Here is a 15,566-nt window from a genome sequence, read left to right as displayed (position 1 = left end):
TGGTGTTTTCAAGGTGACACCCACCCCGCGGAGGGGGTGTGCGTGCAGCCATCATAGGTGAACAACGCGCTATGCGGCCACATCATTCCCGCCGCCGGGGCACCGTACGCGACGCCGCTCCCGGCCAGGTCAGGTCAGGCCCGCTGGCGGCGGCGGGCGGCGGAGATCGCGCGGTCCGCCTCGCGGCGGTCCTGCTTCTCGCGGAGGGTCTGGCGCTTGTCGTAGTCCTTCTTGCCCTTGGCGAGGGCGACCTCGACCTTGGCCCGGCCGTCCTTGAAGTACAGGGCCAGCGGAACGAGGGTGTGCCCGGTCTCCTGGGTCTTGCCGATCAGCTTGTCGATCTCCGCCCGGTGCAGCAGCAGCTTCCGCCTGCGCCGCGCGGCGTGGTTGGTCCAGGTCCCCTGGCTGTATTCGGGGATGTGCACGTTGTGCAGCCATGCCTCGCCACCGTCGAGCTGGGCGAAGCCGTCCGCGAGCGAGGCTCGCCCCTGGCGCAGCGACTTCACCTCGGTCCCGGTGAGCACCAGACCGCACTCGTACGTGTCCAGGATGTGGTAGTCGTGCCGCGCCTTCTTGTTCTGCGCGATCAGCTTGCGACCCGTCTCTTTAGCCATAGCGAAGACATTGTCGCACTAGGACCCGCCCCCGAGGCCACTCAATACTGTGCGCGCCCGGGCCTCGGCGCCCGGTCCGTCGTCGCCCTTGACCGCCAGGTCCGGGGAGATGCCCTCCCCGTCCACATTGCGACCGGCCGGAGTGCGGTAGTGACCGACGGTGAGCTCGGCGACCGAGCCGTCCGGCAGCTCGCTGGGCATCTGCACCGAGCCCTTGCCGAAGGTCCGGGAGCCGACGACCACGGCGCGGCCACGGTCCTGGAGGGCGCCGGTGAGCAGCTCGGCGGCGCTCATGGTGCCGCCGTCGACCAGGACCACCAGCGGGCTGTCGATGTCCCCGCCCGGTTGGGCGTCGAGAACGCGCTGCTCACCGCGGACGTCATAGGTGGCGACCAGACCACCGTCGAGGAAGGAGGAGGCGGCGGTCACCGCCTCGGTGACCAGCCCGCCGGAGTTGCCGCGGAGGTCGAGCAGGATGCCCTCGCCCGCCGGGACCTGCCGTACCGCGCGCCGGACCCGCTCGCCCGAGCCCCGGGTGAAGGAGTCGACCTTGATCCGTACGGCGCCGGCGTCCGGACCGCCGATGCGGTCCACGGTCACCGGCTCGGTGGCCAGCTTGGCCCGGTGCAGGGTCTCCTGCCGGCTGTGTCCGTCGCGCCGCAGTCCGAGAGTCACGGATGTGCCCACGGCCCGCGCGTCCGCCCGGCCGCGCAGCCGGGCCACCACATCGGTGACGGGGCGCCCGGTGACCCGCACGCCGTCGATGGTCAACAGCCGGTCGCCGGCGCGGATCCCGGCCTCGCGGGCGGGGCTGCCGGGCTGGACCCGGTCGACCTCGATCCGGCCCTCGCGGCCGAGGCGGGCGGAGATCCCGGTGCCCACGTAGACACCGTCGAGGTTGCGCCGGAATCCCTCGTACTCACGGGCGCTGTAGACGGCGCCCCACCGGTCGCCGCTGCGGCTCACCACCTCACGGGCGGCCTGGGAGCCGGACTTGCCGTCCTGTTGGGCCGCGGCCGCGGCCGCCTTCACCTCGTCGCTCTCCACGGAGCCGACGACCGCCTGCGCCGGTATCCGGTCCGCCGCTGGGCCATGTCCGTTCTCCGCCTCGGCGTCCCAGGAGCCGACAGCAGCGCCGGTGGCCAGCACGCTCACGAAGATCAATGTCAGGGCTGCCCCACGGCGAATGCGGCGGGGTTGGACGAACAAACACGGGCCCGACATGCCGGTGAGTGTAGGGCACCCATGGGCGCCGTACGGCGGGTTGTCCGCTACGGCGCCCTAGGCGAATGTCACACCTTGAGGTACTTGCGGAGGGCGAAGAACGCCGCGAGAGCGGGCATCAGCAGCCCAATCGCCAGCACCAGCGGCAACTTGGCGAGCACCGCGTCCCAGCCAATGAAGTTGATCACGTCGATCTTGTTCACCAGCCAGTTGTTGACCAGGAAGTACTGCCCGCTGACCAGCAGTACGCAGGCGAAGCCCGCGCCCAGCAGCCCCGCGATGGCGGCCTCCATGATGAACGGCATCTGGATATAGAAGCTGGACGCGCCGACCAGTCGCATGATCCCGGTCTCCCGGCGGCGGCTGAACGCCGACACCCGGACCGTATTGACGATCAGCATCAGCGCGACGACCAGCATCAGCGTCATCACCGCGAGCGCCGCGAAGTTCATGCCGTTGAGCAGGTTGAAGAGGTCGTCGACCAGTTTCTTCTGGTCCTGCACCTCCTGCACCCCTGGTCGGGCGGCGAAGGCGGTGGAGATCACGTCATAGCGCTCGGGGTCCTTCAGCTTGACCCGGAAGGACTCCTGCATCTGATCCGGGGTCAGCGAGTCGGCGAGCGGCGAGTCCCCGAACTGCTCCTTGTAGTGCTTGTACGCCTCCTCACTCGTCTCGAAGTGCACCGACTCCACGACGTTCATCTGCTTGAGCTCGGAGCGGATCTCCTTCTTCTGGGCCTCCGTGACCGCCCCCTTGGCGCAGTTGGCCGAGGACGACTCCTTGTCGTTCTTGTTGCAGAGGAAGATCGAGACGTTGACCTTGTCGTACCAGTAGCCCTTCATCGTGCTCACCTGCTCGCGCATGAGCAGGGACCCGCCGAACAGGGCGAGCGAGAGGGCGACGGAGACGATCACCGCGAAGGTCATCGTGAGATTACGGCGGAGACCGACGCCGATCTCCGACAGGACGAACTGGGCGCGCATGGCGTCCTTTCAGTGCTGGTAGCCGTAGACGCCGCGGGACTGGTCGCGGACGAGACGGCCCTTCTCAAGTTCGATCACGCGCTTACGCATCTGGTCCACGATCTGCTGGTCGTGCGTGGCCATCACGACGGTGGTGCCGGTCCGGTTGATCCGGTCCAGCAGCTTCATGATCCCGACGGAGGTCTGCGGGTCCAGGTTGCCGGTCGGCTCGTCGGCGATCAGCAGCATCGGACGGTTGACGAACGCGCGCGCAATGGCCACACGCTGCTGCTCACCGCCGGAGAGCTCACCGGGCATCCGGTCGTCCTTGCCCCCCAGGCCCACCAGGTCGAGCACCTCGGGCACGGTCTTGCGAATGGCGGCACGGGGCTTGCCGATCACCTCGAGCGCGAAGGCCACGTTCTCGCCGACCGTCTTGTTGGGGAGCAGCCGGAAGTCCTGGAAGACCGTCCCCAGCTGGCGGCGCATATGCGGCACCTTCCAGTTGGACAGCCGCGCGAGATCCTTGCCCAGCACATGGACCGCACCATGGCTGGCCCGCTCCTCTCGGAGGAGGAGCCGCAGAAAGGTGGACTTTCCCGACCCCGAGGAGCCCACCAGAAAGACGAACTCGCCCTTCTCGATCTCGAGCGAGACATCCCGGAGTGCGGGACGGGTCTGCTTGGGGTAGGTCTTGGATACGTTGTCGAATCGGATCACTGAAGCACCACGGTCGACCTGGGTAGCGGTACGGGCAGCTGCCTGAGCGGCTCCCGTCGGTGAGCGTGACCATACGCGAACCGCGTGCAAGCGCGCAGCGCCGATCCGCCTTGGTGCGTTTATTCACGGCACTATTGGGGGCAAACGGTTGACAAACTGACCACTGAGCCATCCGATGTGGCCACGGAACCGGTACGGATACGGCACGGAATCGTGCGGGGCGCGCCGAACCGGGCGGAAGCTGGCACAGTGGAAGGGGAACCAACCGATTTCCCTGAGCGTTGGGCCCGTGTCTACTGCGGCACCGCCGTGCGGGAGGAGAAAGCGCATGACGTATGACAGGCTCGTCTGCGCCAACTGCGCGAGCCCGGTCAGCGAGGGCCGCTGCCCGGTCTGCCGGGCAAGCAGGGAGCGCCTGGCGCAGCAGGACGGCCTTTTCGGCGGGCTGACGCCGGCCGCCCTGATAGCACTGCTGGTGGCGCTGATCGCGGTGGCCCTGCTGGCCCACGAGGTGGCCACCGCCGCGGCGTGACGTTCGGTCGCCGGCCGCACACCCAGACCTACCACGGCACGACGAGGGGCCCGGAGCTCTGCAGCGCTCCGGGCCCCTCGTCGTGCTTACGGACCGTGAGTATCAGGTCCGATTGTGTCTACGGTCTGTGATCAGGCCACGTTGTTGCGGTTGACCAGCCGCGGCATCAAGCGGAAGCCGATACCGCCCGCGATCATCGTCGCGGCGCCGACCAGCAGGAACGTGGTCTCACCGGCACCGGTCTCGGCCAGCTGCTCCTTGGCCTTGCCCTGCTCGACCGGCTTGGAACCGACGTTGTCGGTGTCCGTGTTGTCGTCGCAGTTGGTGCTGTCGAGATCCACCGTGCAGGTGTTGGAGTCGTCGCCGCCGTCGTGGCCGCCGCCACCGCCCGGGGCGGGCGAGCTGGGCTCGTCGGTCGGCTCATCGGTCGGCGGGTCGGTGGGCTCACCCGTGGGCGGGTCCGTCGGCTCATCGGTCGGCGGGTCGGTGGGCTCACCCGTGGGCGGGTCCGTCGGCTCACCGGTCGGCGGGTCCGTCGGCTCACCCGTGGGCGGGACCGTGGGATCGTCCGTGGGCGGGTCAGTGGGCTCGTCCGTGGGCGGGTCCGTCGGCTCATCGGTCGGCGGGTCCGTCGGAATCGAGGTCGGGTCGTCCGTGGGCTCGTCGGTCGGGTCGGGATTGCCGACACTCGCGCCGACGTCCACACCCTGGTCATCGGCGTTGACCGAGGCTTCGACGCCACCGATGCCGACGTCCACACCCACGGCCGATGCGGCGCCGGCGGCGGTGAGCGACGCACCGGCGGCGATCACCGCGCCGGCGGCTATGCGCGCAATCCGCAGCCGCGTCTTCTTCGTCATCTGCCTGCTACCCCCAGTAGCTGTACTCGTCAATGGAGCAGCTATGCACGGGGCCACGGCCGCCGGGGTGTCATAGTCCGCGGTCCCCGCCACAACTGGCGGTCCGCTGGTCCCCGTTCACACGCGCCCCAAGACATACGCATGCCGCGCGTCAGCCTTCCCCGTTCTGAAATCACCGTCAAGGTCATTTCCGTACGAGATGTCCCGTATGCATTTCCTTGAGTGATGCATGGGTACAGGACTGTGACCAAAAAGGGCGCCGACGCGGTCACTTGGGGACCGCTCGGTCCTACTTCTCCTGCTGCTTCCGCCAGCGGATCCCCGCTTCGAGAAATCCGTCCAGCTCGCCGTCGAGCACCGCCTGCGGATTGCCCACCTCGAACTCGGTCCGCAGGTCCTTGACCATCTGGTACGGGTGCAGGACGTAGGAACGCATCTGGTTGCCCCAGGAGTTGCCGCCGTCGCCCTTGAGCGCGTCCATCTTGGCCTGCTCCTCCTGGCGGCGGCGCTCGAGCAGCTTCGCCTGGAGGACGTTCATCGCGGTGGCCTTGTTCTGGATCTGCGAGCGCTCGTTCTGGCAGGAGACCACGATGCCGGTCGGGATGTGAGTCAACCGCACGGCGGAGTCGGTGGTGTTGACGCCCTGGCCGCCGGGGCCGGAGGAGCGGTAGACATCGACCCGCAGCTCGGACTCGTCGATCTCGATGTGGTCGGTCTGCTCGACCACCGGCAGCACCTCGACGCCCGCGAACGACGTCTGGCGGCGGCCCTGGTTGTCGAACGGCGAGATCCGCACCAGCCGGTGGGTGCCCTGCTCGACCGAGAGGGTGCCGTAGGCGTACGGGGTCTGGACGGCGAAGGTGGTCGACTTGATGCCGGCCTCCTCCGCGTACGAGGTTTCGTAGACCTCGGTCTTGTAGCCATGGCGCTCGGCCCAGCGCAGATACATCCGCTGAAGCTGCTCGGCGAAGTCGGCGGCGTCGACACCGCCCGCCTCGGCGCGGATGTTGACGACCGCCTCCCGGGCGTCGTACTCGCCGGACAGGAGGGTGCGCACCTCCATCTCGTCGACGGCCTTGCGCACGGCCTCGAGCTCGGTCTCGGCCTCGGCGCGGGCGTCATCGTCGCCCTCGGCCTCGGCGAGCTCGAAGAGCACCTCGAGATCGTCGATACGGCCGCGCAGCTCCTCGGTCCGGCGCAGCTGCCCCTGGAGATAGGAGAGCTTGCTGGTGATCTTCTGCGCGTTCTCCGGGTCGTCCCACAGGGACGGGGCCGCCGCCTGCTCCTCGAGCACGGCGATGTCGGCCCTCATCTTCTCGAGGTCCAGGACGGCCTCGATCGACCCCATGGTCGAGGAGAGGGACTTCAGCTCTTCGGATACATCGACGACTGCCACGGCACCAGCGTAACCGCTGCGGAAGACTGACCGACCCCGGTCAGGGAGTCCCGGCGTCCTGGGAGCTGGAGTGCTCCCCGCCCTTGGGCGGATCGCCGCCGTCGTCGCCGCCGGTGGCCAGCCATCCGCCCACCGCGATCGCGATCAGCGCCGCCACCGAGACCACCGCGGCCTTCACCCGGCGGCGGCGCACCGCCTCCGAGGGCCGGTTACGGGCCGAGCCCGCCCGGCGCTGGCCGTGCATCCGAGGGGCGCGCGCGGTGCCGTGGGCGCCGCCCGCGAGCTCGTCGGCGCTGGGCACCCGCATGCTGGTGTGGGTCTCCCGGCTGGAGTCGGGTACGGCGCCGGGGACCAGCGGCACCGCGCCGCGCCGCCGCGGCGGCTGCCCGGCGGCCGGGGTCCGGGCGGGCTCCTCGTAGCCGCTCCCGCCCTCCTCCTCCGCCTGCTCATCGGGCTCGTCGATATCCAGCGGGGGATATCCGGCCAGGCTCGGCAGCACCTCGCGCAGCCTCGTGGCCAGCTCGGAGGCGCGCAGCCGGGAGGCAGGCGCCTTGGCCAGGCACTGGAGGAGCAGCTGCCACAGCTCGTCGGGGATTCCGGGCAGCGGCGCCACGGTCTCGGTCACATGGCGGCGCAGGATCGCGCCGGGGTGGCCGCCGCCGAACGGGGTGAACCCGGCCAGCAGCTCGTACAGCACGGTGGCCAGCGCGTACACATCGACGCTGGCGCGCGGCGGCAGCCCCTCGATGATCTCCGGGGCCAGATAGTCCGGGGTGCCGATGACACTGTGCGGGTTCGGTGAGCGGCCCTGGCCCTGCTGCTGGCTACGGGCGGGCTGCCGCTCGCGGATCCGGCTGGGGGCGTCGACCAGGCGCGCGATACCGAAGTCGGTGAGCAGCGCGGGGTGCGAGCCGCCGGGGCCCAGTGGGCCCTGCATGTCCAGCAGCACGTTCTCGGGTTTGACGTCGCGGTGCACCACCCCGGCGGCGTGCGCCGCGGCCAGCGCGTCGGCCACGTCCGCCGCGATGGCGACCGCCGCCTCCGGGGGGAGCCGCCGCTCGCGGTCCAGCCGGGTGCGCAGATCCGTACCGCGGATCAGGTCCATGACGAGCGCCAGGTCGTTGCCGTCGACCACCAGGTCGCGCACGCCGACCACCCGGGGGTGGTCGAGGCCGAGCAGCGCGGTGCGCTCCTGTACGAAACGGCCGACCAGCTCCTGATCGGAGGCGAGATCCTCGCGCAGGAGCTTGATGGCGACGGGGCCCTCGGGCCCTTCGCCCAGCCACACCGTGCCGGCACTGCCGCGTCCCAGGACCTGGTGCGCGGTGTACCGGCTGCCGATCTTCCGTGACAAGACTGCTCCGAATCCTCCGACAGGGGGCACGTTGGCGACAAAGCTACGCGGCTACTGGCGCGTTGGGTGCGCCAGACCACGCCAACTGTCACTTCTGCGGCGGAAAACACCCTTCGGATGTCGACAAATCTCCGAAGTCGGCGGTAGAGGAGCGGAAACGGAGACGGTTCCGGACGTCCCGTCAGCCGGTCGGTCCGTCAGCCGACCTCGGTCCGTCAGCCGGTCGATCCGTCAGCTCGGCCCGCCCAGGTCGGAGATCCACTGCTTGACGTCGGAGATCCAGCCGGAGACGGCGTCCCAGTAGCTCTTGCCCTCGGCGACCCAGTCCTTGAGCGGGGTCAACTCCCAGACCAGCCAGGAGCCCACCACCAGGACCACGATCACGAACAGGCAGCCCTTGAGGCACCCCAGGCCCGGGATCTTCATCCGGTTGGGGTTGGAACCGCGCTGCCGGGGCTGACGCGGTTCGGGCTGCGGCGGCTGCGGCGGCGGGGCGTAGCGCTGCGGCTGCGGCTGCTGCGGGTGGTGCGGCGCCGGGGCGTAGTTCTGCGGCTGCTGCGGCTGCTGGTACGGCGCCGGCTGCGGGCGGCGCTGCTGACGCTGCGGCGGGCGCTGCGGCGGCTGCTGCGGCGACGGGCGGCGCTGGGGGCGGCGGCGCAGCGGGTCGTCGTTCGGGTCGAGGTACTGCTGGACCTGCGTCTGCTCATTGCGGTCGCGGGCCGCGCGGAGCTGGTTCTGCCAGGGGTGCGGATCGTCCCCGGGGTTGCCGGGCGGCATGGGCGGCATCGCGCGCGTCGGATCGGCGTCCCCGGGGCCGCCGGGCCCGGAGCCGGTGGGCGACATCACCTGGGTGGGGTCGGCGTCCGGCCCGGTGGTGGGCAGCACATTGGTGGCCGCGGCCGGGTCGTAGGAGGGCGCGTTGGTCGGCAGTGCCTGGGTGGGGTCGGCCGAGCCGGCGGGCGCGGTGTCCGGCACCGGCGCGGGCGCCGGGTCCGGCGCGAGCAGCGCGGCGACGCCGAGCGCCGCCTCCGCCTGCGCGGGCGAGGCGTGCACCCCGATGCCCGAGGCGACCACGCGCAGGCCGCCGGCCAGGTTCTCGGCGCTGGGGCGCTCGTCGGGGTTCTTGCGCAGACAGCGCTCTATGACCGTCCACAGCGGCTCGGGCACGGTGGTGGGGCGGCGCGGCTCCTCGCTCAGATGCCGGTGCAGCACCTCCAGGGCCGTGTTGCCCGCGAACGGCGGACGGCCGGTCACCAGCTCGTACAGCAGGATGCCCGCGCCGTAGATGTCGACCGCGGACGTCTGCGGACGGCCCTCGGCGGACTCCGGCGCCACATAGGCCGGCGTGCCGACGAACTCCTGGGTGCGGGTGAGACCGGGTGAGTCGGCCAGCCGCGCGATGCCGAAGTCGGTCAGCATCGGGTGCATTTCCTCGCCCTCACCGGTGCCCGCGAGCAGCACGTTGGCGGGCTTGAGGTCGCGGTGCACCACACCGTCGGCGTGGCTGGCGGCGAGCGCGTCGGCGATCTGGGCGGTGAGGAGGGCCGCGGCGACGGGGGTGAACGGGCCGTTGCGGCGCAGGTAGTTGTGGAGGTCGGGGCCGTCGATCAGATCCATGACCAGGGCGAGCAGATCGCCCTCCACCACCAGGTCACGGGTGCGCACGATATTGGGGTGGGTGAGCCGGAGCAGTACGGAGCGCTCGCGGAGAAAGCGCATGACGATCTCCGCGTCGTTCGCGAGCTCCTCCTTGAGGACCTTGATCGCAACGGTCTCACCGGGCTGCCCGGCCACGGCGGCCTCGGCCCCCGCCGTCTCCCGCTGGCTGGCTCGCCAGACGGTGCCCGTGGCTCCGCGTCCGAGCGGCTCCTCGAGCAGGTACTTGCTGCCTACCGGCCGCACGTCATGCGCTCCCTGATCGTGGTCTTCATCGCTTGCGTCGCTGTACTGCTGGGTCGTACTCGTCCGCCCCACTGTAATGGGGACGGACGGACCTCCGTACTGATCACCACACGAGTGGAGCCGGAGCGGTCTCCCGCTCTGTGCTCACCGCGCGACTCGGGGGGAAGACGTGCGATCCGAGCAGTTGGTTGCGGCCGGGTGCGTACCGAGCCACGGTCCGGCGCAAACCACAGTTGATCCGATCGCAATCAACCACTTTCGGCCGACCAGCCGACCAATCAAGATCATGTAATGCCGGGCGGCGGGCGAAGTGTCAGCGGCAGGTGCAAGGATGCACGCAGCACGGAAGCGCCGAGCGGCGGGGAGCTCACGCTCCGTGACCCGTACGACCCCGTACGGACCTGTACGTGCCGAAGGGCCTGGGGGCGGAGGTGGGGATCGGCACCCCTGCCCGGCCCCCCGGACAGAAGGGACCGTTGACGGCGATGCAGATTCGGCTGACCGTCCTCGGGCCGCGCAGCGCCCACCCGGGCCGTTCCGGCCATCCAGCCCCCGCCCACGCGCCGGTGTGCGCGGTGGACGTGCTTGTGACCGCCCCGGTCGGCACGGCCCTCGCCTCGGTGGCCGGCGGTCTGGCCACGGCGGTGGCCGCGGCCGGGAGCGACGCGGGCGCGGGCGGCGGTGGCTCGGGCGGCGGGACGGTCGTGCTGTACGCGGGGACCGAGCGGCTGGACCCGCAGCGCTGCGCGCTCGGCGAACCGCCGCTGGTCGACGGCGCGGTGCTCTCCCTGCACGCCCCGGCCGACCCCGACCGCTCCCCGGCGTACGCGGGCTCCCCCGGGCTGCCCGAGGCGGCCGTCGCCGAGGCCGCGGTCCATCTGGACGTGGTCGCCGGGCCCGACGCGGGCGGGGTCCATCTGCTCCACGGCGGCCAGGTCCGCGTCGGACGCTCCGCGGACGCGGACGTCCCCCTCGACGACCCCGATGTCTCCCGGCTGCACTGCGCGGTGACGGTCGCCGAGGACGGCCGGGTGACCGTCGCGGACCTCGGCTCGACCAACGGCACGGCGGCCGACGGCGCCCCCGTCGGCTCCCATCCGGTGCCGCTGACGCCGGGGGCGCTGCTGCGCATCGGCGAGTCCGCGCTGCGGCTGCGGACGCCCGGCGCGGACTCCTCGGCCGCGCCCCGCCTCCCCGCCCACCCGGACGGCGAGGGCCATCTGCGGATCACACCCCGGCCGGACACCGGTGCGGTCAGCCATGCGGAGGGCCCCTGGACCGGCGCCCCGCCCGCGCCCCCCACCCACTCCGCCGAGGGCAGCTGGACACCCCCCACCCGCCACCCCGGCGCGGGGTGGGTTCCGGTCACGGAAGGTGACCGGGGCGGACGCGGCGGGGAGCGTGCTGTACGCCACCGCGCGGATGGGCCGGGGGCGCCCACCCGACGTGACGAAGACCACTCCCGTGCGGCGGAAGCGGGCTGGGGCCCGGGGGGCGAGCCCGAGGGCCCCGGCCGGAGGGGCGACAGCGGGAGCTACGGCGGCTCCGGCCGCGAGGCGGACCCGGGGGCCCGGCCGGACCGGGAGAGCGGCCGGGCGGCAGACGGCCCTTGGGGGCCCGGTGACCACGGCGGCCCGTCGGGGCGCGGTGGCGCTTCCGGGTCGCGCGCCGAGCGCGACCGGCGCCCCGACGCCCAGCGCCCCGCCGGACGGCGTGACGGCGGGCGGCTGGACGGAACGCATGCGCATCCGCGCCCGTACACCTTCGACGTACCCGGGGCGCAGCCTCGGCGGCGCGGGATAGGGGCCTGGGTACGGCAGTTCGCCGCGGGCAAGGGCGAGCGGGCCGAAGGGCGTGACGACGGCGGCGCGCGGGGCGCGGCCGAGCGGGCGGCGGCCGAGGCGGAGGCGTTGCAGCTGCGGTGGCCGGATCCCGCCGCCGTGCTGATGACCGCGCTCGGCCCCGGACCGCGGCTGTGGGAGCGCGGTCCGGACCATCCGGACGCGCTCACCGTGCGGCTCGGGTCGGCCGAGCGACTGGCGACCGACGGCACGCTGTTGCCCGCCGCCCCCGTCACCGTCTCGCTGCGACAGGCCGGTTCGCTGGGGCTTGCGGGGCCGCGCGCCCGACTGGCCGGGCTCGCCCGGTCGTTGGTGGCGCAGCTCGCGGCACTGCACTCGCCCTCCACCCTGGAGCTCGTCCTGATCAGCACGGACCGCTCCCGCACCGCCGGGGAGCGGCTCGCCGAGTGGTCATGGCTGGGCTGGCTGCCGCAGGTGCGCCCGCTGCGCGGGCAGGACTGCCGGTTGCTGCTCGCCTACGACGCCGAGCAGGCGTCGGCGCGCGCGGCCGAGTTGGCGCGGCGGCTGGAGGACGGACCGCTCGGCCCGTCGTGGGCCGACGCTCCCCCCGCCGCCGTGGCCTCGGCCGCGGCCCGCCACTCCGGGCCGTACACGGTGGTGCTTGTCGACGGCGACCCCGGACCGGCCGCGCTCCACGAGACGTTCGCGGGTCTGGCCACCGGTGGTCCGGCCGCCGGAGTCCATCTGGTGAGCCTGTCCGAGGCCCCGGTCGCCTCGCCCGCGTCCCCGCTGTGGCGGAGCTACGAGGCCGCGCGCTCGCAGTCCACGGTCTTCGGGGCCTGCGGAGTGGCCGCGCTGCTGAGCGGTGATGTGGCCACGGGTCTACAGATCGTGCACCGCGACGACCCCCACCACCCCATCGGCACCGACGCGTTCGGCGCCAGCGGGTCGGCGGGCTCGACCGGGGCGCCCAGCACCGTGACGGTGGACGCGGTGTCGGGGGCGTGGGCCGAGCGGTTCGCGCGGGCGCTCGCTCCTCTGCGTCCGTCCGCCTCCGCGTACGGCGGTACGGACGGCCCCGGCCGTCTGCCGACCACCCCGCTGCCGGACAAGTCCCGGCTGCTGGACGAGTTGGGTCTCGCCCGCGCCACGCCCGCGTCGTTGCTGGCGCGTTGGGCCGCGGCGGCCGACGAGGTCCCGGCGGGCGGCCGGGCACAAGCGGTGCTCGGCGCCGGGCCGCACGGCCCGCTGGCGGTCGATCTGGCCGCCGACGGACCGCATCTGGCGGTCGACGGCGCGGCGGGCACCGGCAAGACGGAGCTGCTGCGGTCGCTGGCCGCCTCGCTCGCGGCGGCCGAGCGGCCGGACCGGCTGGAGCTGGTCCTGGTCGATGGCGCGGGCGGCGGGGCCGGGTCCGGGTCCGGCGGAGGCACGGCGGGCGGCGGCGAGGGGCTGCGGGTGTGCACGGACCTGCCGCATGTCTCGACGTATCTGGCGGCCTCCGACCCGGTGCGGATGCGGGAGTTCGCACAGGCGCTCAGCTCGGAACTCAAGCGCCGTGCCGAACTGCTGGGCTCCCAGGACTTCACCACCTGGCACAGCGACCGCCCCGACGCGCCCGACGACCGGCCGGGCAGCCCCACGGCACCGGACCGTCCGGCCACGAGCGGCCCGACCATCGGCCCGCAGGCCACGGGTGGTACCACGGCGGGCAGGCCCACCACCGGTACGCATACCGCGGGCGGGTCGCACACCGGCGCGCAGACGCCCGACCGGTCGTCCTCGGGCTCTCCGGCCACCGGCGCGCAGACGTCCGACCGTACGGAGCCCGGCAGGTCCGCCACCGGAGGCCCGCGGGGGCCACGGGTGGTGGCGCCGCGGGTGGCCGGGGACGTCGATCCGCCGTCCGGTGACACCCTGCACACGCTCAATCTGCACGGCCTGCCCGGTCAGCGGCACACCGCCGGACCGCGCCCGCTGCCGCGGCTCGTGGTGCTCGTCGACGACTACGACGCGCTGGTCGCCCCCGCGCTCGGCAGTCCCGGGCGGCCGGCCGCCGGGTCGGTGGTCCGGGCGCTGGAGGCCGTCGCACGGGACGGGGCGCGGCTCGGAGTGCATCTGGTGGCGGCGTCGGGCCGCCCGGAGCGTACGGCGGAGACGGCGGCGGTCGAGCGGGCCGGGCTCCGGGTCGCCCTGGAGTCCCCGCCGCTCACCTTGGACACCGCCGGACCGGCCCCGTCCACCGCGCCGGAAGGATCCGGAGCCACTCCCGGCACCACCGCCTCGTCAACACCCACCGTTACCACCACCCCCTCGTCCCCGGGGGAGCGCACCCCCGGCCGGGGCCGTCTGTTCGGCCCCGGGGACGGTGCCGTGACGCCGTTCCAGGCCGGGCGGGTGACCGGGCGGATACCGCGGACCGCGACCCAGCGGCCGACCGTGGTGCCGCTCGAATGGGAGCGGATGGGCGATCCGCCGACCCGGCGGCCGCTGCGCGAACTGGGCAACGGGCCAACGGACTTGGCGCTGCTGGCCAGTGCGCTCCAGCGCGCCGCGCAGTCGGCGGACGCCTCCACCGCACCCGCGCTGATCTGACCGTTAACGTCCGAGGATTCCGTCTGACCGTTCCTGCCCGGCTTTCCGAGTCGATCTTCCCATCCTCCCCTCTGACCCCCCTGACCCGTTCTCGCCCGACTGGTTATCTGACTCTTCATCACGTCACTGTCACGATCGGCAAGTTGACACCGAAAGCGGTATTGCGGCATTCGGTTACCGGGCGTAGGACTGACGCACGGGACACGGCCGCACGGGGGCGGTCGGCATCGGAGGGAAAACGGGGATGCACACATCGCTTCGTACGAAGCGTTCCACACGGGCCGCGGTGGCCCTGCTGTCGGTGGGAGCGCTCATGCTCACCGCCGCGGGCTGCGGTGGCGACGACGGGGACACGGCAGGCGGCAGTCCCCCGCCGGTCACCGTGAAGCTGCCCAGCCTCAAGGGTCAGAAGCTCCAGGTGACCGCGGTCTGGACAGGTACTGAGCAGGAGAATTTCACCAAGGTTCTGAAGGAGTTCGAGAAGCGCACCGGAGCCACGGTGTCCTTCGTGCCCAGCGGCGACGACATGTCGGCCTTCGTCGGCTCGAAGATCGCCGGTGGCGCGCCGCCCGACGTGGCGATGGTCGGACAGGTCGGAGTGCTCCGCGAGTTCGCGCAGAAGGGCTGGGCCAAGCCGGTCGACGCGGCCACCGAGGCGCAGCTGAAGAAGAACTTCGCGAAGGGCTGGCGTGATCTGGGCGCCTGGAAGGGCACGCAGTACGGGGTGTATTTCAAGGCCAGCAACAAGTCCCTGGTCTGGTACAACACCTCGGCGTTCGACTACGCGGGCGCGAAGGAGCCGAAGACCTGGAAGGACTTCCTCGCACAGGCCCAGCTGGTGTCGGACTCGGGCACCGACGCGATCTCCGTCGGCGGCCAGGACGGCTGGACGCTCACCGACTGGTTCGAGAACGTGTATCTCTCCCAGGCGGGCCCGGAGAAGTACGACCAGCTGGCGCAGCACAAGATCAAGTGGACCGACCCGTCCGTCACCAAGGCGCTGACCACGCTGGCCGAGCTGTGGGGCACCAAGGGGCTGCTGGCGGGTGGCAGGGACGGCGCGCTGCACACCGCGTTCCCGGACTCGGTCTCCAAGACCTTCGCCAACGCCGCGGAGCCGGAGGCGGGCATGGTCTTCGAGGGCGACTTCGTCGCGGCCAATGTGGCCGACGCGGGGGCGGAGCTCGACGGCGACGCCAAGGTGTTCCCCTTCCCCGCGGTGGGTGCGAAGCCCCCGGTGGTCACCGGCGGCGACGCGGCCGTGGCGCTGAAGCGGAGCAAGGCGTCGCAGGCGCTGCTGACCTTCCTCGCCTCGCCCGACGCGGCCCATATCTGGGCCGGTGCCGGGGGTTTCATCTCGGCGAACAAGTCCCTCGACCTCAGCGCTTACCCCAACGCGCCACTGCGCGACATCGCCAAGGCGCTGATCTCGGCGGGCAATGACTTCCGGTTCGACATGTCCGACCAGGCTCCGGCCTCCTTCGGCGGAAAGCCGGCCCAGGGCGAGTGGAAGGCGCTCCAGGACTTCCTCAAGAACCCGAGGAACGTCACAGGCATCCAGCGCCGGCTGGAGGCCGACGCAGCCAAGGCGTACCAGAACTGACG

Annotated in this window: 11 protein-coding genes; 3 read left to right on the top strand and 8 right to left on the bottom strand. The window is 72.0% G+C overall.

Annotated features, from left to right (window positions below):
* Positions 1-134: 134 nt before the first annotated feature.
* The 4 genes from smpB to ftsE form a co-directional block, all read right to left on the bottom strand.
* Positions 135-614, bottom strand: a complete 480-nt coding sequence (gene smpB, locus JK363_RS23390; RefSeq protein WP_201877003.1) for an SsrA-binding protein SmpB — start codon at positions 612-614, stop codon at positions 135-137.
* An 18-nt stretch (positions 615-632) separates the two neighbouring features.
* Entirely contained in the window at positions 633-1,838 is a 1,206-nt protein-coding gene (locus JK363_RS23385) for a S41 family peptidase (RefSeq protein WP_201877000.1), read from the bottom strand.
* A gap of 68 nt (positions 1,839-1,906) precedes the next feature.
* Positions 1,907-2,821 carry a permease-like cell division protein FtsX gene (gene ftsX / locus JK363_RS23380; protein ID WP_201876999.1) on the bottom strand — a complete coding sequence of 305 codons (915 nt, stop codon included), beginning with the start codon at positions 2,819-2,821 and terminating at the stop codon, positions 1,907-1,909.
* A 9-nt stretch (positions 2,822-2,830) separates the two neighbouring features.
* Positions 2,831-3,520 carry a cell division ATP-binding protein FtsE gene (ftsE, locus tag JK363_RS23375; protein ID WP_176182652.1) on the bottom strand — a complete coding sequence of 230 codons (690 nt, stop codon included), beginning with the start codon at positions 3,518-3,520 and terminating at the stop codon, positions 2,831-2,833.
* 328 nt (positions 3,521-3,848) lie between these two features.
* On the opposite strand from ftsE, the gene JK363_RS23370 reads away from it, so the two are divergent.
* Positions 3,849-4,052 (top strand): hypothetical protein, encoded by a 204-nt coding sequence (locus JK363_RS23370; protein WP_201876998.1) that lies wholly within the window; start codon positions 3,849-3,851, stop codon positions 4,050-4,052.
* Between the two features lie 131 nt (positions 4,053-4,183).
* Here JK363_RS23370 and JK363_RS23365 read toward each other — a convergent pair whose 3' ends face one another.
* The 4 genes from JK363_RS23365 to JK363_RS23350 all read right to left on the bottom strand — a co-directional run bounded on the left by JK363_RS23365 (position 4,184) and on the right by JK363_RS23350 (position 9,564).
* Positions 4,184-4,912, bottom strand: a complete 729-nt coding sequence (locus JK363_RS23365; RefSeq protein ID WP_201876997.1) for an LPXTG cell wall anchor domain-containing protein — start codon at positions 4,910-4,912, stop codon at positions 4,184-4,186.
* Positions 4,913-5,201: 289 nt separating this feature from the next.
* On the bottom strand, positions 5,202-6,308 hold the full coding sequence (gene prfB / locus JK363_RS23360; protein WP_201876996.1) for a peptide chain release factor 2: 1,107 nt from the start codon (positions 6,306-6,308) through the stop codon (positions 5,202-5,204).
* Positions 6,309-6,348: 40 nt separating this feature from the next.
* A complete protein-coding gene (locus JK363_RS23355; protein ID WP_201876995.1) occupies positions 6,349-7,662 on the bottom strand; it encodes a serine/threonine-protein kinase in 1,314 nt (437 codons plus the stop codon).
* A gap of 231 nt (positions 7,663-7,893) precedes the next feature.
* Complete coding sequence (locus JK363_RS23350; protein WP_201876993.1) at positions 7,894-9,564, bottom strand: serine/threonine-protein kinase; 1,671 nt, start codon at positions 9,562-9,564, stop codon at positions 7,894-7,896.
* A gap of 485 nt (positions 9,565-10,049) precedes the next feature.
* On the opposite strand from JK363_RS23350, the gene JK363_RS23345 reads away from it, so the two are divergent.
* Complete coding sequence (locus tag JK363_RS23345) at positions 10,050-13,961, top strand: FHA domain-containing protein (protein ID WP_201876991.1); 3,912 nt, start codon at positions 10,050-10,052, stop codon at positions 13,959-13,961.
* A 244-nt stretch (positions 13,962-14,205) separates the two neighbouring features.
* Positions 14,206-15,564 (top strand): ABC transporter substrate-binding protein, encoded by a 1,359-nt coding sequence (locus JK363_RS23340; RefSeq protein WP_201876989.1) that lies wholly within the window; start codon positions 14,206-14,208, stop codon positions 15,562-15,564.
* Positions 15,565-15,566 lie beyond the last annotated feature (2 nt).

Source organism: Streptomyces coffeae (genome assembly GCF_016741875.1).
GTDB classification, from domain to species: domain Bacteria; phylum Actinomycetota; class Actinomycetes; order Streptomycetales; family Streptomycetaceae; genus Streptomyces; species Streptomyces coffeae.
The sequence above is the reverse complement of the archived record's forward strand: the minus strand, read 5'-3'. Positions and strand labels throughout refer to the sequence as shown.

What these genes read in the sequence shown, in the direction of transcription:
- smpB (WP_201877003.1), bottom strand. Translation starts at nt 614, where the DNA reads ATGGCTAAAGAGACGGGTCGCAAGCTGATCGCGCAGAACAAGAAGGCG.
- JK363_RS23385 (WP_201877000.1), bottom strand. Translation starts at nt 1,838, where the DNA reads ATGTCGGGCCCGTGTTTGTTCGTCCAACCCCGCCGCATTCGCCGTGGG.
- ftsX (WP_201876999.1), bottom strand. Translation starts at nt 2,821, where the DNA reads ATGCGCGCCCAGTTCGTCCTGTCGGAGATCGGCGTCGGTCTCCGCCGT.
- JK363_RS23370 (WP_201876998.1), top strand. Translation starts at nt 3,849, where the DNA reads ATGACGTATGACAGGCTCGTCTGCGCCAACTGCGCGAGCCCGGTCAGC.
- JK363_RS23365 (WP_201876997.1), bottom strand. Translation starts at nt 4,912, where the DNA reads ATGACGAAGAAGACGCGGCTGCGGATTGCGCGCATAGCCGCCGGCGCG.
- JK363_RS23345 (WP_201876991.1), top strand. Translation starts at nt 10,050, where the DNA reads ATGCAGATTCGGCTGACCGTCCTCGGGCCGCGCAGCGCCCACCCGGGC.
- JK363_RS23340 (WP_201876989.1), top strand. Translation starts at nt 14,206, where the DNA reads ATGCACACATCGCTTCGTACGAAGCGTTCCACACGGGCCGCGGTGGCC.